Below are 17,985 nucleotides of genomic sequence, written 5' to 3'. Positions count from 1 at the left end.
GTCGCCGGATGCGTTGCGCACGGGCCGGGGATCGGCTGCAGCCCGCTGCAGCGGGCCTTCGCGCTTCGATGCGCGCGACCGGCGATCCATGCAATCATGCGGGCATCGCCCATGTCGGCGCACGTAACGCTCGCCTTCGCGTGCGGCACATCACCGACGGTGAGCGACACGTACCACCTTCGCGCACTTGCCATGCGATGCCTGCCCGGGGCACGATGCGCGAACGACTTCGCGAACCCCGTCACCCCGTATTCACGCATTCCACGCATGCAAGATTCCAACGAAAGCCGCCCGTCAGGCGTGCGGCTGCTGAAAGGCATCCTCCCGATCCGCCGTGGCGGGGCCATCCGCGACGTGTTCGCGGGCCTGTCGCTCGCGTCGATGGACATCCCGCAGGTGCTCGGCTATGCGCGCATCGCCGGCATGCCGGCCGTCACGGGCCTCTACACGGTGTTCCTGCCGCTCGTCGCGTTCGCATGCTTCGGCGCGTCGCGGCATCTGGTGGTGGCCGCCGATTCCGCGACCGCGACGATCTTCGCGAGCCGGCTGTCGTCGATGGCGGCAGCCGGCAGCGCCGAGTACGTGGCGCTGGCCGGCATGGTTGCGCTGCTGACCGCCGCGATGCTGCTGCTCGCGCGCCTCTTCAAGCTCGGCTTTCTCGCCGATTTCCTGTCGCGCACGGTGCTGGTCGGCTTTCTCGCCGGCGTCGGCGTGCAGGTGTCGATCGCGATGCTCGGCGACATGCTCGGGCTGGCCGTGCCGTACCCGGCGTCGCGCAGCCTGGCGCAGCTCGACTACGTCGTCACGCATCTCGTCCACGCGAACCGGCCGACGTTCGCGCTCGCGGCGCTCGTCGTCGTCGCGATTCTCGCGTGCAAGCGGTTTCTGCCGCGCGTGCCGATGCCGATGATCGTGGTCGTGGGCAGCATCGCCGCAAGTTACGCGTTCGGGTTCGCCGCGCACGGCATCGCGGTGCTCGGGCCGGTCGCCGGCGGGCTGCCGCCGTTGCGCTGGCCGTCCGTCACGTGGCAGCAGTGCCTCGATCTCGTGCCGGTCGCCGCTTCCTGCTTCGTGATGATCATCGCGCAGAGCGCGGCCGCCGCACGTGTGTTCGCGCAGCAGTACGACGAGGAGGTCGACACCAACGCCGACATCCTCGGCCTCGCGGCCGCGAATGCGGCGGCGGCGGTGGGCGGCGCGTTCGTCGTCAACGGCAGCCCGACGCAGACGGCGATGGCCGACGGCGCGGGCGTGCGCAGCCAGATCGGGCACCTCGCGTTCGCGGCCGTGGTGGCCGTGGTCCTGCTGTTCTTCAGCACCACTCTGCAGTACCTGCCGCACGCGGTGCTGGCCGGCATCGTGTTCACGATCGCGCTCGGGCTGATCAACGTGCGCAGTCTCGCCGCGATCCGCAAGGAAAGCCCCGGCGAGTTCACGCTCGCGCTGGTGACGGCACTGGCCGTCGTGACGGTCGGCGTCGAGCACGGCATCCTGCTCGCCGTCGCGCTGTCGCTGATGCGGCACGTGCGCCACAGCTACCAGCCGCACACGATGGTGCTCGAACCGGTCGAAGGCAACGGGCGGTGGCAGCCGGTGCCCACGCGGCCAGGCGCGATGACGGCGCCGGGGCTGATCGTCTACCGGTTCGGCTCCGACCTGTTCTTCGCGAACGATCATCTGTTCACCGCCGAAGTGACCGAACTCGTCGATGCGGCGCCGGTGCCGACGCGCTGGTTCGTCGTCGATGCGGGCGCGATCACCGATATCGACTACTCGGCCGCGCGGACGCTGACCGATCTCGTCAAGATGCTGCAGGCCCGCGGGATCGGCGTGCTGTTCGGGCGCGTCAACCGTTACCTGCGCGCGGACATGGATCGTCACCGGATCACGGAGATCGTCGGCGCGTCGTGCATCTTCCCGACACTGCACCAGGCACTGGAGGCTGCAGGCACGACGCCGGTGCCGCAGGAACCGGGCATCGTGTAGCGGGATAGAGCGCCAGGCGGCCGCCCGCACGCGCGCGAAGCCGTTGTGCGGGTAGCGTCGATCGTGCCGATGTGGCTGCCGTCGCGACGCCGCGCGGGGGGCGGCGCAGCGTGACGCCGCACCCGCAGTCAGCGCGAACCGGCGCGCGCGGTGCCGGCAGGTTTCCCGCCCGCACCGGCCGACCACAACGGCAGCCGCAGCGTCGTGACGAAGCTCGCCGCGTGCAGCACGCAAAGCAGGCCGAACGCCCACGCATACGCGTTTGCCTGCGTGCCGCCGCTCGCTACCGATTCGGCCTGCAGCCGCCACGCGAGGAACAGCGAGCAGATCGTCGTGAACGTCGGCCCACCGAGACGCTGCACGATATTGAGCGAGGTCGTCGCCATCGGCAGGTTGCGGCGCTCGACCGACGCATACGCGGCGGAAATCGACGGCGCGCCGATCGCGCTCTGGCCCATGCCGCGCAGGAACAGCGCGGGCACGAGCAGGATCGGATCGTAGCCGGTCAGCGCGAGCAACACGAACGGCAGCGTCGCGAACAGCGCGAGCAGGGCGCCTGCGGCGGCCAGCCGGCGCACGCCGAACCGGCTCGTGAGCGCGCCCATCGACGGGTAGGTGACCAGCATGCCGAGCCCCATCGGCGCGAGCAGCCAGCCCATTTCGCCGGGTGTGCGGCCGCACGCCTGGATCAGAAACACCGGGATCAGCATCTGGCCCGCGAACAGCGCGCCATTCGACAGGAACTGCGTCGACGCGGCCGCGCCGAACACCTTCCGGCGAAACAGCGCCAGGTCGATCAACGCGCGGTCGCCCTTGCGCGCTTCGATCCGCAGGAACGCCGCGAGCACCAGCGCGGCCGCGACGATCGCCGCGATGCCGAGCGCTTCGTTGATCCGCTCGATGCCGTACAGGAACAGCACGAGCCCCGGCGACAGCAGCGCGAGGCCGACCCAGTCGAGCTCGCGCGGCTGCGTGTCGTCGCGGTCGCCGGGCAGGAACCGCACGGCCAGCGCGAGGGCCAGCACGCCGACGGGCAGGTTCACGAGAAACAGCCAGCGCCACGACGCGTGCTGCAGGATCGCGCCGGCGACGACCGGGCCGAGGATCGGCGCGATCAGCACGGGCACGGCCGCGTAGCCGATCACGCGCGCCATCTGCTGGCCGGCGACACGCGCGATCATCATCTGCGCCATCGGCGCGAGCAGCCCGCCGCTCATGCCTTGCAGCACGCGGAAGGCGATCAGCGAGGGCGCGGACCACGCGAGCCCGCACAGCGCCGACGTGAGCGTGAACGCCGAGAAGCACCACAGGTACAGCGCCTTCGCGCCGATCCGGTCGACGAGCCAGCCGTTCAGCGGCAGCACCAGCGTGAGCGCGAGCAGGTAGCCGCTCGTCACCCACTGAATCGTCGCGAGGTTCGCGTGCAAGTCGGTCGCGAGACTCGACAGCGAGACGTTGACGATCGTCGCGTCGAGTTGCGACAGCAACGAGCCCAGCACCGCGACCGCGCTGACCTTCCAGATCGACGGATCGAGCCGGCCGGCCGCGTGGTCCCGCGCCGGCCGAGCGTGCGGGTCGCTCACGCGCCGCGCCGGTCGAGCAGCGCGACGATGTCCTGCGTCGTGCCCGTCTCGCCGAGGCGCGGGAACAGACGCTCGATGCTGTTCACATGCGCATCCGCGTTGAGGTCGGTCATCGCGTCGACGGCGAGCGTGACGTTGTAGCCGAGTTCATGCGCCTGCCGTGCAGTCGATTCGACGCCGATGCTCGTCGCGACGCCGGTCAGCACGATCTGCGTGACGCCGGCGGCCTTCAGGTGCGCGTCGAGGTCGGTGCCGGTGAAGGCACCCCAGGTCTTTTTCGTGACGAGGTGGTCGCCCGGCTGCCGGTTCAGTTCGGGCACGAGCTCGGCCCAGTCGGCCGGGAGCTGTGCCGTGCGCGGCGGTTGCTCGGTGCGCCCCGGTGCGCCGCCCGCGACGTTGACGAGCACGACCGGCAGGCCGCGGCTGCGGAATGCGTCGAGCAGCGTGCGGGTGTGTGCGATCACCGGTTCGACCGGGTGCGCGGTGGGGAGGGCGACGATGCCTTTCTGCAGGTCGATGACGACGAGTGCCGTGTGCGTATCGAGACGGGTTGCGCTCATGATGGGACTCCGTGAAAGGGGCGAAGAAAGCCGTGCGCGCGAATGCCGCCGGGCGCGCCGGCCGGATTCATTGCTCGCCGATGCGGCGGATCAGCGGGATCGCGGCGGCGAGGGTGGCGATGTCTTCGGGATCGAGCTGCGCGATCGCGGCGCCGAGCCACTTGTGTTTCGCGGCGTTGCGCTTGAGCCGTGCGTCGAGGCCGGCCGCGGTCAGCCGGAACAGGATCTGGCGGCCGTCGGTCGGATGCGGTTCGCGTTCGACGAGACCGTCTTCCTCGAGGCTGGCAAGCGTCGCCTTCATCGACTGCGGCTTCATCGCTTCGGCGCGCGCGAGGTCGGCGGTCGTCATCGGCCCGTGTCGCTGGAGCCGCGCGAGCGCGCTCGTCTGGGACATGCCGAGCCCGCCGGATTCGATCTCGGAGCGGAGCCGGCGGATCAACTGGCCGACCGCGAGGGTCAGATCGGCGGCGACGATATCGGCGGAAACGCCGGATTTGCGTGGCGGGTTCATGCGGCGGATCATAGGACACGACAGTTAAACTTGCAAGTTTAACTGTCGAATTGATCGCCGGATCGCGGTGCGGCAGGGCGGGTGGTTACGCGTCGGGGAGCGGGACCGGTACGACTTCGCTGTATCGCGGGGTCGCGCTTTCGTGCAGCAGGTCGCCGAGGTATTGCGCCAGTTCGTCGGCGGCAAGCTCGGACGGAATGTGCAGGTCAGCGGGGCGCCGCTTGCCTTCGGCGCCGAGAGCAAACACGATCCAGCGGTCGTCCTTGCGTACGACCGCGAGTAACCGGCCAAATGCGTTGAAGCGGTATTCGTCCTGCATGGCATTGCTCCGTGACGGTGAACGCGCCGGCCGCCCGTGCGCGCTTACTGGATCGAGCAGGACAGCCAGCGGTGGATCTTGATCGCATCGCTCGAGACACCCGCGCGCGTCGGCGCACCGAGCAGCACGACCGTTTCGCGGCGGCCCTTCACACGCATGCGCATCACGACGCCGTGCCCCGACTCGTTGATGAAGCCGGTCTTCTGCAGCCGGATCGGCAGGCGGCGATAGCGGACGAGCGGGTCGGAATTCACGTACAGCAGTTCGCCGTCGCCCGGGCGCACGGTGGTCGACGTATCCGTCGAGAAATAACGGATCAGCGGATCCTGTGCTGCCGCGCCGACGAGCTTCGCGAGATCCTCGGCCGTCGATACGTTGTGCGGCGACAGGCCGGTGGGCTCGCGGAAGTGCGTGTGGCGCATGCCGAGGCGGCGCGCTTCGCGGTTCATTGCCTTGACGAACGCGGCGCGCCCGCCCGGATAGTCGCGGCTCAGCGCGGCGGCCGCGCGGTTTTCCGACGACATCAGCGCGATATGGAACATCTCGCGGCGCGACAGTTCCGAGCCGACCTGCAGGCGCGACCCGGTGAACTTGATCGTGTCGCGGTCGTGCGCGGTGACGCGCAGCACGCCGTTCAGCGGGCGATCCGCGTCGCGCGCGACGACGGCCGTCATCAGCTTCGAGATCGACGCGATCGGCCGCACCGTGCGTGCGTTGCGGGCCAGCAGCGGCGTGCCGGAGTCGACGTCGAGCACGTAGGCGGCGCGTGAATGCAGCGCATTGACCGCGCGCGGGCTGTAGCCGCAGCTCGCCATCAGGCGCGGCTTGGCAGCCGGGCGCGGGCGTACCGCACTCGAACGTTTCGCGCGGCGTTGCTGCGGGGCCGGTGCCGCGTGACGCTTGACCGCCTGGTGCTTCACGCGCGGGCGACGGTGCTTGACGGCCTTCTTGTTGCGCTGGGCCGGCTTCTTCTTGACGGCTTTCTTGACGGCCTTCGCCGGCGCATGAGCGTGCGCGGTGCGCGGCGGCGGGTTGCGTGGCGTGGACGACGCGTTCGTCGAGAAGGCGAACATCAGCATCGACAGGGCGACGAGCAGGATGGTCCGGGCGAGAGGCAGGCGCGCGATGAGGCCGGTCAAGCGAAAGTCTCCTTGTCACGCGCGGCGAAGCTGCGTGAAATGCGTGGGCGGTCAGCGGGATGCGGAAAATTATACGGTCGATCGCGGGGCGATGACGATTGAAGGCGGGAAAAGATGCGCGATTCGGTGAAATTGGCAAACGCTGATCGGTGATTCAAGGAGGGGGCAGCGGCCTGCGCGCTTGCGGTCGCTCGATGTATGACCCGATACGCGGCGCGATCGTGGGTCGACAGCGACGATGCTCAACGCGGCCAGTTGCGCCGCGACACCACCGCGAAGCTGATCGCGATCGAGCCGGTCACGGGGCGCGGCGGTGCGTCGTTCGTCGCGCTCATCGCATCCACCGCATCGCCGAAACGAAAGCGGCGGCCGCGGCCGTCGGCGCGTTCGGTACGCGCGACGCGTTCGGCACGACGCTTCGGCGCGCGCGGATCGGCCGTTGCGGCGCGCTCATCGAAGGCGGCCGGTGCGCATGACGTGTCGTCGGGCGGACAATCACAGACGAGATCTACAGACATGACGGTCGATTCCTGAAAGGGCATGTCCGTATTGAACGTCATCGCATTCGATCGGTAAAATGAATGTTTCGATCGTTACGATTCCTTTTAAGAATGGAATTGAAGCTGCTGCGAACCTTCCTGACGGTCACCGAGCTGAGCCATTTCAGCCGCGCGGCCGATGCGCTGCACATGAGCCAGCCCGCACTGAGCAAGCAGATCGGCGCGCTCGAGGCGAGCCTCGGCGGCAAGCTGTTCGAGCGCGGCCGGCACGGCGCGGAACTCACTGCGTTCGGCGAGCGCTTCCTGCCCGATGCGCAGGCGCTGGTGCGCGATGCGGACGAGATTCTCACCCGCGCGCGCGAACTGTCGAGCGGGCAGCGCGGTCATTTGCGGCTGGGCATCTGCCTGTCGGTGCTGACGCTCGTCCCGAAGCTCGTCGCGGAGTTTCGCAGCCGGAATCCCGGCATTGCCGTGACGTTGAGCGACCTGTCGTCCGCGGAGCAGACGCGCCGGTTGCGCGCGGGCAAGCTCGATGCGGGATTTCTGCGTCTGCCGTCGGACGAAGGGTTGTCGTCGTTCAAGGTGATCGACGAGGCGCTGGCGCTGGCGGTGCCGCCGCATCTCGGCCTGAAGCGCGTGCCGGCCGATCTCGGTACGCTCAACGAGATTGGCTTCATCGCGTTGCAGCGCGCACGCGGGCAAGGGTTGGCCGCGCAGGTCGACCGGTGGTGCGTCGAGCGCCGTTTCGTGCCGCACGTGACGCAGCAGGCCGAGGACGTGCAGTCGGTGCTCGCGTCGGTTGCGGCCGGCGCGGGCGTCGCGTTCATTCCCTCGCGTGCGCAATATCTGCTGCGCGACGCGACGGTATTGCCGCTCGACGGCCGGGACGCGAAGTGGCGTGTCGGGCTCGCGTGGCTGTCGGATCGCGACGATCCCGTCACCACACGCTTCGTGTCGTTCATGCGTGCCGCGATCAAGAATGCATGACGGACGAAGCGGTATAGTGTCCTCAACCGGCGGCGGTTCCCCGATCGCCAGCCCCAGTCTCGCTTATCAACCGCCATCCATGACTTCAGAATCCGACGACGCCCCGCTCGATCCCGCACTCGTCGCGACGCTTGCGACGCTGAACGACGCCGCGAGCGATCCGGCCGGCAAGACCTGGTCGCTGCCGAAGATCGCGAAACGCGCGCAACTGCCGATGAGCACGCTGCGCCGCGTGCTGACGCAGCTCGACGCCGCGGGCCTGAGCGCGACGACCTTGAACGAGGACGGCACCGGCAGCGCCGCGCTGACCGACGAAGGGCGCGCGGTGTGCGCGCAACTGTTCGGCGCGAACGACGCGCAATGAAAAACGGGCCGCTGGAAGCGGCCCGTCGTCTTGCGGTTCGACCCGCGGCGTCGATGCGCTACCACCGCACCGTCACGCCGCCCATCACCGAATGATCGTAGGTCTGGTCGTTCAGCCCGCGCCGGTAGCCGAGGTCGAGATCGAGCCACGGCTTCGGTGAATAGATCGCGCCCGCGATCACGAAGGCGGGATTCGCGCTTGCGCTGCTTTCCGTGTGGCGCGACGTGCCGATGTCGGCCACGATCTGCAACTTGTCGGTCGCCTTGTAGATCGCCGCGCCCGACACGGCCCAGATCGACGTCAGGTCGCCCTGGCGATTCGGCTGATACGTCATGCCCGCATTCGCGAGGAACGAAAACCGCGCGACGTCGAGCTGCGCGAGCAGCGTTGCGCCGGCGCCCACGCGGCCGGTGCCGAGCCCGCGCCGGTCGTTGCCGGTCGGCGTGGTCAGTTTCGGCTTCAGCGCGATCGACAGCGGGCCGCGCTCGACGAACCGCCATTTCATGCCGATCTCGACATCGCCGACGCCGGCGCCGTTTTCATCGGTGCGCGTTTGCAGATGCGTGTAAGGCGCGTTCACGTAGAGATCGACGTGCTCGCCGAACCCGCGCGTGAGCGTCGCGTTCCACAGCTGGTGGCGGCCGTTTTCTTCCTGTTTCGAGGTTTCCTCGGCGTTGAACTCGAACTGCCAGTTCGCGTTGCCCTGCGTGCCCGTATCGTCGCTGACGAGCGGGTGGGTGGCGAACGCGTCGAACGGCGCGAGGAAGGCGCTCGCGGCTGCGAGCGGAAGCATTCTTTTCATGGGATCACCTGTCGTGCGTGGCGTGCCTGCCGGCCCGCGCGGATGGCGCGGGCCGGCACGACGCCTTCAAGCGGGGACGCTCAGAACCACTGCTTGTAGCGGCGCACGTAGATCGTCTTGACGATCTGCGCGAGCAGGATGTAGCCGACCATCGTCGCGGCGAGCCACAGCCAGAAGGTGCCCGGCAGGTGCATGAAGCCGAGCGATTCGGCGAACGGCGAGAACGGCAGCCAGCAACCGATCGCGATCGCGGTGAACGTCGACAGCAGCACCGGCAGCGCGGCCGTGCTCTGCAGGAACGGGATCTTCTGCGTGCGCAGCAGGTGCACGACGAGCGTCTGCGAGACCAGGCTCTCGATGAACCAGCCCGAGTTCATCACGATCTGGCCGCCGGTGCCGCCGTTCAGGTGATACATCGCACCCGCGCCGAACACGGTCCACATCAGGATGTACGTCGTGATGTCGAACACCGACGACGTCGGCCCGACCCACAGCATGAAGCGGCTGATGTTGCCGGCTTCCCATTTGCGCGGCTTCTTCAGGAACTCGGGATCCATCTTGTCCCACGGCAGCAGCATCTGCGACGTGTCGTAGATCAGGTTCAGCACGAGCAGCTGCGTCGCGAGCATCGGCTCCCACGGCAGGAACGCGCTGGCGACGAGCACCGAGAACACGTTGCCGAAGTTCGAGCTGGCGGTCATGTTCAGGTACTTCAGGATGTTGCCGAACGTCTCGCGGCCCTTGATCACGCCTTCCTCGAGCACCATCAGGCTCTTTTCGAGCAGGATGATGTCGGCGGTTTCCTTCGCGATGTCGGCGCCGCTGTCGACCGAGATGCCGACGTCGGCATCGCGCAGCGCGGGCGCATCGTTGATGCCGTCGCCGAGGAAGCCGACCGTGTGGCCGTTCGCCTGCAGCGCCTTGACGATGCGCGCCTTCTGCAGCGGCGTGAGCTTCGCGAACACGGTCGTGCGTTCGACGACTTCCGCGAGCGTCGCATCGTCGAGCGCTTCGATTTCCGTGCCGAGCATCGGCTTGCCGGGTTCGAGGCCGACCTGGCGGCACACCTTCATCGTGACGATCGGGTTGTCGCCCGTCAGCACCTTCACCGCGACGCCGTTTTCGCGCAGCGCGGCGAGCGCCGGCGCGGCCGATTCCTTCGGCGGATCGAGGAAGGTCAGGAAGCCGCGCACGACGAGGTCGCGTTCGTCGGCGGTGCGGTACTGCTGGCGCTCGTCGCCGCGCGGGATCGCACGCGTGGCGAGCACGAGCACGCGGAAGCCGTCCTCGTTGTAGGCGCTGGCCTGTTCGAGCAGCCGCTTGCGCGCGACGAAGTCGAGCGGGCGCACGCCGTCCTCATCCTGCACGTGCGTGGAGACGGCCAGCATTTCCTCGACCGCGCCCTTGCAGATCAGCAGGTGCGTGCCGCGCGTGTCCTCGACGACGACCGACAGGCGGCGCCGCACGAAGTCGAACGGCAGTTCGTCGATCTTCTTGTAGCCCTGCGGCTTCACGCGCTCGCCGATCTCGTCGGCACGCGCGACGACCGCGATGTCGATCAGGTTCTTCTGGCCGCTCTGGTGGAAGCTGTTCAGCCAGCCGAGCCGCAGGATTTCCTCGTCCTTGTAGCCCGACAGGTCGAGGTGATGTTCGAGGATGATCTTGTCCTGCGTGAGCGTGCCGGTCTTGTCGGTGCACAGCACGTCCATCGCGCCGAAGTTCTGCACCGAGTTCAGCCGCTTGACGACGACCTTGCGGCGCGCCATCGCAACCGCGCCGCGCGCGAGGTTCGCGCTGACGATCATCGGCAGCATCTCGGGCGTGAGGCCCACGGCCACCGCGAGGGCGAACGTGAGCGCGCTCAGCCAGTCGCCCTTGGTCAGCCCGTTGATCATGAACACGATCGGCACCATCACGAACATGAACTTGATCAGCAGCCAGCTCACGCTCGCGACGCCGCGGTCGAAGCTCGTCTCGATGCGCTTGTGGCTCACGACGTTGCGCGCGAGCGAGCCGAAGTAGGTGTCCTCGCCGGTCGCGACGACGACGGCCGTCGCCGTGCCGCTGACGACGTTGGTGCCCATGAAGCAGACGTTCTCGAGATCGAGCAGCGATGCCGACGTATCGGTCGCGGAGTCGGCCGCGCGCGTGCTGGCGGATTTGCCGGCGACCGCGCCGAGCGTGTCGTACTTCTCGACGGGCAGCGCCTCGCCGGTCAGCACGGCCTGGCTGATGAACAGGTCGCGCGACGCGAGCAGGCGCACGTCCGCCGGGATCATGTCGCCGGCCGACAGGTGCACGATGTCGCCGGCCACGACTTCGCGCATCGGCACCTCGCGGCGTGTCGGCTCGGACGTGTCGGTCATGGCACGCTGCACGGTGGCCGTCGTGCGGACCATCGCCTTCAGCTTCTCGGCCGCGCGCAGCGAACGGAATTCCTGCACGAAGCGCAGCAGCGCGCTGATCGTGACCATCGTCAGCAGGATCGTCATGCCGACGTAGTCGCGATCGTCGGGCGCCGCGAAGTAGACGTCGGTGAAGAAGCTGATGGCGGCGAGTACCAGCAGCACGTAGACGAACGGGTTGTGGAACGAGAGCAGCAACTGGCGGGTCCAGTGCGGCGGCTTGTCGTGCGCGATTTCGTTCGGGCCGTAGTGCTGCAGGCGATCGGCGGCTTGGTCGTAGGTGAGGCCGCGCGTGCTGGTGTTCAGCGACTTCAGCGTGTCTTCGAGTGGGCGGGCCGCTTCCTGCGCGGCGCGCATGATGCGCGGATCGTTTTGCTGGGCGCCGCCGGCCTTGATGAAGCCGCGCTGTTTCTTGTGCGATGTGTTGTGTCGTGTCGTCATGAGTCGCTCCTTGCGCACGAGGCGGCGGGCGGGGAGCGACCGTGACGTTATCGACGCACGAGCGCTCCCCGCCGCGTCGCGTCAGGCGCGATCGGCTGTGGATCGGTGAAGGCGGGAACGCTCGCCGGCGCGGGCGGTGCGGCCGGAGGGGCAGTGTGCAGCGTCGCACCGGCGAGCGGTAATCGACTACTGTCGTCTGAGTTCATCAGCACTCCTGTCGGTTGCGGATAGTCGGCACGGGCGATCGACGGCGACGCACGCGCGAAGGCGCGCGGCCGGACGGCACGCGAATGGAAGACGCACGCGGCTGACGCTGCGCGCAACACGAACGCACGCGCGCGACGGCGCATCGCGTGCATTCGACAACCATGAAAATTCGGCGGGAGATCTGGCCAGTCAAGTCAGGCCGGAAGGACGCCGCATCCTGCTTCCCGGGATGCGGCAGAAGACGAGGCTCTGCGCGTTTTCCTCAGGCAGCAGTCAAGTTGGTCGAGGACCAACTACAACTCGCATCGGTGTTCACAGAACACTCCATGTAATTAGACGGGAGCGATGGTAATGGGTCGCTGTGCGAAGCGTCAACCCTTTTGTCAGTCGTTATTTCGAGAAATGTAATCGGGGCGATGGGTGCGCGGCGCGCGGTCGATCGACGCCAATGAAACGGCCGCGCGCATGCACGATCGGCATGCGCGCGGCCGGAGCGAGGCAAAGGGGGCGTATCAGTGGGCCGATGCGACCGCGGCCCCTGCATCGAGGATGCCCGAGCCCGCCGGCATCGCGGTGCACGACGTGCCGGCCGCGAGCTTGGCCGTGCGCGTGCCGCCCTGCAGCTTCTGCTGGATCTGCGCGGGCGTGAGGTTGCCGTTCACCGACAACATCAGCGCGGCAACCCCCGTCACTTGCGGCGTGGCGAGGCTGGTGCCGTTCGCGAGGCCGTAGGTGTCCGAGCCCGGGGTCGTCGTGCCGGTATTCGACGTCGACAGGATGTTGACGCCCGGTGCGCTCAGCGAGACATCGGGGCCGAAGTTGCTGAACGACGCGCGGCGGCCGGTCGCGTCGGTGGCGCCGACGCTGATCACGCCGCGGCAGTTCGCGGGCTGGTCGAGCCCGGTCGACAGGCCGTCGTTGCCGGCGGCGACGACGACGGTCACGCCCTTCGCGGTCACGTCGTCGATGGCCTGCTGGAACGTCGTGCTGCACGCGCCGATACCACCGAGGCTCAGGTTGATGACCTTCGCGGGGCGCGGGTTGTTCGGCACGCCGTTCACCGCGATGCCGGCGGCCCAGCGCATCCCGTCGGCGATGTCGCTCGTCGTGCCGCCGCACTTGCCGAGCACGCGCACCGGCAGGATCTGGCCGAGCCACGACACGCCGGCGATGCCGGTGCCGTTGTTGGCGGTCGCGCCGATCACGCCCATCACGCGGGTGCCGTGCCAGCTGCTGTCGCTCGGCTGGCTCGCGCAGTGATAGTACGGACCGTTGACGTTGTCGAGCTCCTGCTGCGTGACCCAGTCACCCGGGTCGGTTGCGTCAGAGCTGCGGGTCAGGCCGTTGTTGCTCGTGTTGACGTTGCTGATGAAGCTATAGCCCGACAGCAGGTTGCCGACGAGGTCGGCGTGCGGCCGGTAGCCCGTGTCGAGCACGGCCGTGACGACGGTCGGCGAACCCTTGGTCACGCTCCACGCGGGCGGCAGGTTGATCCCGGCGGTCGGGTCGGACAGGTACCACTGCTGGCTGTAGAGCGGGTCGCTCGGCGTGTCGCGGATCTGCATCGGATGATCCGGTTCTGCGTAGTCGACGTCCGAATCGGCTGCGAATGCCTGCGCGAGCGCGGCGGCGTCGGTGGCGGCCATGCGCTGGCCGAGCGACAGCACGCTCGCGCCGTTCGAGATCGTCCGTTCGACCTGCACGTTCACCGGCGATTGCCCGACCGTGCTCGCATACGCACGTGCGCTGCCGGCGACCGGTGCCGTCCAGCGCGTCAGCGAGCGCTGGATCACCGCGTCGAGCCGCGTCCCGTTGTCGATGGCCGCCATCGCGCGCGTGGCCGTCAGCGTCTTCAGCTTGACGATCAGGTGGTCGATCGGCGGTTCGGTCGGCGCGGTTTGCGCGGCCATCTGCACGGCGGCCTGCTGCGTCGTGCACGCATTGCTGCCGGAAGACGCAGGCGGGGCCGTGGGATTGGAGGGCGCGGGCGACGGTGCGGGGGCAGGCGCTGCGTTGGAAGAAGACGGGTTGCTGCCGTCGCCGCCGCCTCCACCGCCGCAACCGGCGAGGGGCAGGAGGGCGGCGGCGGACAGCATGCCGGCGAGCATGCGCGCATGTGCGGAGCGCGCCAGCGCAAGATTGAAACGCTTGGTTCTCATGTTGAAACTCGATCCTCGTAGATAACCGTCGTGCCGGCGGTGGCGCTGGTCCGGCTGACCCGGACCTTGTCTTGTTTTGTCTGACGGTTGCAGCCAGGTTGCTGCGACGCGCCATGCACTGGGTAACGGCCAGCGCGGCGGCTTCTTGAGTGCGTTTCACGAGAAAAACCGAAGCGGGCGCAAACGATTACGTTGCTGCGTTGCAGCATGAACGCGTGTTTGGAACGCGTGGCACAGAAGGTGGCGCGAGTCCGTGCGCGGCCGGTCGGGCGACACATCCGGCGCGGGCTCGTTTGCGCGGTACGGAAAACATCTTTCACGGCGCGGCCGCGCTGGAAGGTTGATTACGCTTTCCCTGATGCGACGCGAATTTTGTCGGGCGTACGATCGCGATTCGATCAACGTTTCGTCAGGAGAAAGGCATGGATCGCCGCTTACGCTGGCTGGCCGTTACGCTGTCCTGTGCGCTGGCGGGCGCCGCGCACGCGCAGGCCCTCACCGGCACGCTGAAGAAGATCAAGGACACGGGCGTGGTGTCGCTGGGCATTCGCGAATCGTCGGTGCCGTTCTCGTATTCGGACAACCAGCAGAAGAACATCGGCTATTCGCGGGACATCGCATCGCGCATCATCGACCAGTTGAAGACGGAACTGAACGCGCCGAACCTCGTCGTGAAGGAAATCCCGATCACGTCGCAGAACCGGATTCCGCTGTTGCAGAACGGGACGATCGATTTCGAATGCGGATCGACGACGAACACGCTCGAACGGCAGAAGCAGGCCGCGTTCTCGAACAGCATCTTTTTGTACGGTATTCGCTTCAGCACGCGCAAGGATTCCGGTGTGAAGGACTTCGCGGACCTGGCCGGCAAGACGGTCGCGACGACGGCCGGCACGTCGGACGAGCGCCTGCTGCGCAAGCTCAACGAAGAGAAGGCGATGAACATGACGATCATCAGCGCGAAGGATCATGCCGAAGCGTTCATGAACGTCACGACCGGGCGCGCGGTGGCGTTCGTGATGGACGAGCCGCTGCTGTACGGCGAGATCGCGAAAGACCGCAACCCGGGCGCGTACACGGTGACGGGCACGCCGCTCGTCCACGAGAACTACGCGTGCATGATGCGCAGGGACGATCCGGCGTTCAAGCACGTGGTCGACGGCGTGATCGCGAAGATGCAGACGTCGGGCGCGGCCGAGAAGCTCTACAACCAGTGGTTCACGCAGCCGATTCCGCCCAAGGGCGTGAGCCTCAACTATCCGCTGTCGGCGGAGATGAAGCAGCTGTTCAGGAATCCGACGGATCAGGCGCAGTATTGATTCGGCCGTCGCAATGAAAAACCGCCGGCGTATGCCGGCGGTTCGAGCGCGCCGCGACGAGCGGCGCGAAGCGCGTCAGGCCTTGATTTCCGGGCCGCGCGCGGCGGGGGCGGCAGGGGCGGCCGGCGTTGCCGGGGCCGTCGAACGCACCGACGGCTGCACCGGCACGATGACGAGCACCGGCTCGGGCATGGCCCACGGCGCCATCGCGAAGCCGACGGGCTGCGGCATCGGCATCGCGAACGCATTGGCGAGCGCGATGTGCTGGAGCGCCATCATCTGCTGCTGCATCGCGACCATCTGCGCCTGGGCCGCCTGCATCCGGTACTGCATGGCCTGCATGTGCCGCAACGCTGCCGCGGGCGGCAGGCCGTCCGACGACGACGTCTGCATCTCGAAGCTCGCGCCGCCTTGCGGGCTGTGCCAGCTCCACGTGCTGACCTTCATCGGGCCGACGGCCGTTTGTACGACGCGCGTTTCGGCTTTCACGGGCACGGCCTGCCCGTCGACGTTGACGAACATCGGTTGGGCGGCCGCCGCGCCGGCCTGCCCGGCCAGGGCGAACACGGGCGCCAGCGCCAGCGCGCCCGCCGCCATATACGAACGGAATCGCATCTTCGTATCTCCATCAAACGAGGCTGATCGAATCAACAATGACGTGCGGCTCACGGCGTGAGCCATCCGGGACAATGCAGCCGTCGGCTTAAATCAACATTAAAACGGCCCGCCCGGTCAGCGCATGTCGGGACGCTGCGCAATCGGTATTCAACCTCGTCCTCGCCAGGGGAATCCGGCTGCGTGGCGCGACAACGGGCACAATACGGGATTCGCCACGGCGCACGCGTGTTCGCCATTCGAACATCGCACGGCTGCGCCGCTGCTGCCCGACCTCCTTCCCCGTCGTCATGAACGCCACGCTCACTCCGGCGCGCGAGTCGAACTCGCCGCGTTTCCTGCTGTTCCTGATCTGCCTGTTCGCGTCCGCCGGCCAGCTCGCAATCGACATCTACGTGCCCGCGCTGCCCGACATGGCACGTTCGTTCGCCACCACGCCGCAGGCGATCCAGTCGAGCGTGTCCGGCTATATGGCGGCCTACGCGCTCGGCCAGCTGATTTTCGGGCCGGTGGCCGATGCCTACGGGCGCAAGCGCGTGCTCGCGTTCGGGCTCGTGATCTACACGATCGGCTGCCTCCTGTCGCTCGGCGCGCAGAACCTGGAGACGTTCGTGCTCGCGCGCTGCCTGCAGGGCTTCGGGATCGCGACCACCAACCTGCTCGCGAAGGCGATCATCACCGATTCGTTCTCCGGCCAGGCGCTGATGCACGCGTTCACGTACATGTCGATCGCGTGGGGGCTCGCGCCGATCGTCGCACCGGTGATCGGCGCGCACCTGCAGGAATGGTTCGGCTGGCGCGCGTGCCTCGTGTTCCTGCTCGTGTACTCGCTGGTGATGTGGGCGCTGCTGTGGCGTTACCGCGAAACCTTGCCGAAGCCCGTGCATCTCGAGCCGCGCACGCTGATGGCGAACGCGGGCAAGGTGCTGGCGAGCCCGGTGTTCCAGAGCTGCTTCCTCGCACAGGGGCTGTGCTACAGCATCCTGCTCGTGTTCAACATCGTCGGGCCGTTCATGGTGCAGACCACGCTGCACAAGCCGCCGACCTTCTTCGGCTATCTCGCGCTCGGGATCGGGCTGATGTATTTCCTCGGCGGCCTGTCGAACCGGATTCACGGGCACGGATTGCCGAGCGCCGAGCAACGGCTGCGCATCGGCGCGCGCGTGATGGCCGGCGCGTCGGTCGCGATGCTGGTGCTGGCGCTGACCGTCGGGCTGCGCGTCTGGACGCTCGCGACGCCCGTGCTCGTGATGGGCTTCTGCGCGGGCGCGATGTATCCGACGCTGATGGCCAAGGGCAATTCGCTGTTTCCGCATATCGCCGGCCTGACGAGCGCGATCCTCGGATGCGCGCTGCTGCTGGTGTCGTCCGCGATGATGGGGCTGGCCGGCTTCGTGTCGATTCACGTGCTGACGCCGCTCGCGGTGTTCTTCGTCGTGCTGTCGTGCATCGTCGTGTGGATGGTCACCAAGCTGTTGCGGTACCTGTCGCAGCAGCAGGCCCAGGCCGCGCCCGTCGTGTGCGGGCGTGGGGAGGCCGCGTAAGTGCCGCCTGTCGACCGGGCCGCGAGCCCGATCCTGCTGAATCGCGTCGCCCGAACCGACGCCGCCGACCTGATCGCCGCCAATCGCGCGAGCCGGAGCCACCATCTGCCGTGGGTCGATTCGTTCACCGACCAGGCGGGTTTCGACCAGTGGTTCGGCCGCTGCCTGACGGGGCCGAACGTCGGCCTCGTCGCGCGCGAACGCACGTCCGGGGCGGTGGTCGGTGTGGTGAACCTCAACGAGATCGTCGGCGGCGTGTTCCAGAGCGCGTATCTCGGGTACTACGGGATGGCGGCGTTCAGCCGTACGGGGCTGATGACCGAAGCCCTGCGCGCGGCGATCGGTGTCGCGTTCGGCGAACTCGGACTGCATCGGCTCGAAGCGAACATCCAGCCCGGGAACCACGCGTCAATTGAGCTGGTTCGGCGGCTCGGTTTCACGAAAGAGGGGTTTTCGCCGCGTTATCTGCGCATCGACGGCGAATGGCGCGACCACGAACGGTGGGCGCTGCTGGCCGACGGCGAGCCCGAAGCGCGCACCTGAC

Annotated in this window: 16 protein-coding genes; 6 read left to right on the top strand and 10 right to left on the bottom strand. The window is 67.8% G+C overall.

The window, feature by feature from the left end:
• Positions 1 to 267: 267 nt before the first annotated feature.
• The gene (locus CFB34_RS12285; RefSeq protein ID WP_089442245.1) at positions 268 to 1,986 is read left to right on the top strand and encodes a SulP family inorganic anion transporter; all 1,719 of its coding nucleotides are present in this window, start codon (positions 268 to 270) and stop codon (positions 1,984 to 1,986) included.
• Between the two features lie 128 nt (positions 1,987 to 2,114).
• Here the strand turns inward: CFB34_RS12285 and CFB34_RS12280 are convergent, their stop codons facing one another.
• The 6 genes from CFB34_RS12280 to CFB34_RS12255 form a co-directional block, all read right to left on the bottom strand.
• A complete protein-coding gene (locus tag CFB34_RS12280) occupies positions 2,115 to 3,569 on the bottom strand; it encodes a DHA2 family efflux MFS transporter permease subunit (protein WP_089442246.1) in 1,455 nt (484 codons plus the stop codon).
• Positions 3,566 to 4,129 (bottom strand): isochorismatase family protein, encoded by a 564-nt coding sequence (locus tag CFB34_RS12275; protein ID WP_089442247.1) that lies wholly within the window; start codon positions 4,127 to 4,129, stop codon positions 3,566 to 3,568. The genes CFB34_RS12280 and CFB34_RS12275 overlap by 4 nt, the downstream gene beginning before the upstream one ends.
• 67 nt (positions 4,130 to 4,196) lie before the next feature.
• The gene (locus CFB34_RS12270) at positions 4,197 to 4,652 is read right to left on the bottom strand and encodes a MarR family transcriptional regulator (protein ID WP_089442248.1); all 456 of its coding nucleotides are present in this window, start codon (positions 4,650 to 4,652) and stop codon (positions 4,197 to 4,199) included.
• A 73-nt stretch (positions 4,653 to 4,725) separates the two neighbouring features.
• Positions 4,726 to 4,959 (bottom strand): hypothetical protein, encoded by a 234-nt coding sequence (locus CFB34_RS12265; protein WP_089442249.1) that lies wholly within the window; start codon positions 4,957 to 4,959, stop codon positions 4,726 to 4,728.
• 44 nt (positions 4,960 to 5,003) lie between these two features.
• Entirely contained in the window at positions 5,004 to 6,098 is a 1,095-nt protein-coding gene (locus CFB34_RS12260; RefSeq protein WP_089442250.1) for a serine hydrolase, read from the bottom strand.
• Positions 6,099 to 6,340: 242 nt separating this feature from the next.
• A complete protein-coding gene (locus CFB34_RS12255) occupies positions 6,341 to 6,658 on the bottom strand; it encodes a hypothetical protein (RefSeq protein WP_089442251.1) in 318 nt (105 codons plus the stop codon).
• 51 nt (positions 6,659 to 6,709) lie between these two features.
• On the opposite strand from CFB34_RS12255, the gene CFB34_RS12250 reads away from it, so the two are divergent.
• Both CFB34_RS12250 and CFB34_RS12245 read left to right on the top strand, forming a co-directional pair.
• Positions 6,710 to 7,585, top strand: coding sequence for a LysR substrate-binding domain-containing protein (locus CFB34_RS12250; RefSeq protein ID WP_089442252.1), 876 nt, complete (start codon positions 6,710 to 6,712; stop codon positions 7,583 to 7,585).
• Positions 7,586 to 7,664: 79 nt separating this feature from the next.
• Complete coding sequence (locus tag CFB34_RS12245) at positions 7,665 to 7,949, top strand: transcriptional regulator (RefSeq protein WP_069251804.1); 285 nt, start codon at positions 7,665 to 7,667, stop codon at positions 7,947 to 7,949.
• A 58-nt stretch (positions 7,950 to 8,007) separates the two neighbouring features.
• On the opposite strand, the gene CFB34_RS12240 is transcribed toward CFB34_RS12245, so the two are convergent.
• The 3 genes from CFB34_RS12240 to CFB34_RS12230 form a co-directional block, all read right to left on the bottom strand.
• Positions 8,008 to 8,751 carry a transporter gene (locus CFB34_RS12240; protein WP_089442253.1) on the bottom strand — a complete coding sequence of 248 codons (744 nt, stop codon included), beginning with the start codon at positions 8,749 to 8,751 and terminating at the stop codon, positions 8,008 to 8,010.
• A gap of 80 nt (positions 8,752 to 8,831) precedes the next feature.
• Positions 8,832 to 11,597 carry a magnesium-translocating P-type ATPase gene (gene mgtA, locus CFB34_RS12235; RefSeq protein WP_089442254.1) on the bottom strand — a complete coding sequence of 922 codons (2,766 nt, stop codon included), beginning with the start codon at positions 11,595 to 11,597 and terminating at the stop codon, positions 8,832 to 8,834.
• Positions 11,598 to 12,316: 719 nt separating this feature from the next.
• Positions 12,317 to 13,963 (bottom strand): S8 family peptidase, encoded by a 1,647-nt coding sequence (locus CFB34_RS12230; protein WP_089442257.1) that lies wholly within the window; start codon positions 13,961 to 13,963, stop codon positions 12,317 to 12,319.
• 422 nt (positions 13,964 to 14,385) lie between these two features.
• Between CFB34_RS12230 and CFB34_RS12225 the strand changes: the two genes are divergently transcribed.
• Positions 14,386 to 15,282, top strand: a complete 897-nt coding sequence (locus CFB34_RS12225) for a glutamate/aspartate ABC transporter substrate-binding protein (RefSeq protein ID WP_089442258.1) — start codon at positions 14,386 to 14,388, stop codon at positions 15,280 to 15,282.
• A 75-nt stretch (positions 15,283 to 15,357) separates the two neighbouring features.
• On the opposite strand, the gene CFB34_RS12220 is transcribed toward CFB34_RS12225, so the two are convergent.
• Positions 15,358 to 15,897, bottom strand: a complete 540-nt coding sequence (locus tag CFB34_RS12220; protein ID WP_089442259.1) for a hypothetical protein — start codon at positions 15,895 to 15,897, stop codon at positions 15,358 to 15,360.
• 290 nt (positions 15,898 to 16,187) lie between these two features.
• Between CFB34_RS12220 and CFB34_RS12215 the strand changes: the two genes are divergently transcribed.
• Entirely contained in the window at positions 16,188 to 17,441 is a 1,254-nt protein-coding gene (locus CFB34_RS12215; RefSeq protein ID WP_089442260.1) for a multidrug effflux MFS transporter, read from the top strand.
• A complete protein-coding gene (locus CFB34_RS12210; RefSeq protein ID WP_089442261.1) occupies positions 17,442 to 17,984 on the top strand; it encodes a GNAT family N-acetyltransferase in 543 nt (180 codons plus the stop codon).
• The last annotated feature ends 1 nt before the right edge of the window (position 17,985 follow it).

The organism is Burkholderia sp. HI4860, from assembly GCF_002223045.2.
In the GTDB taxonomy this organism is placed as follows: domain Bacteria; phylum Pseudomonadota; class Gammaproteobacteria; order Burkholderiales; family Burkholderiaceae; genus Burkholderia.
This window is presented reverse-complemented; position numbering and strand designations above follow the sequence as displayed.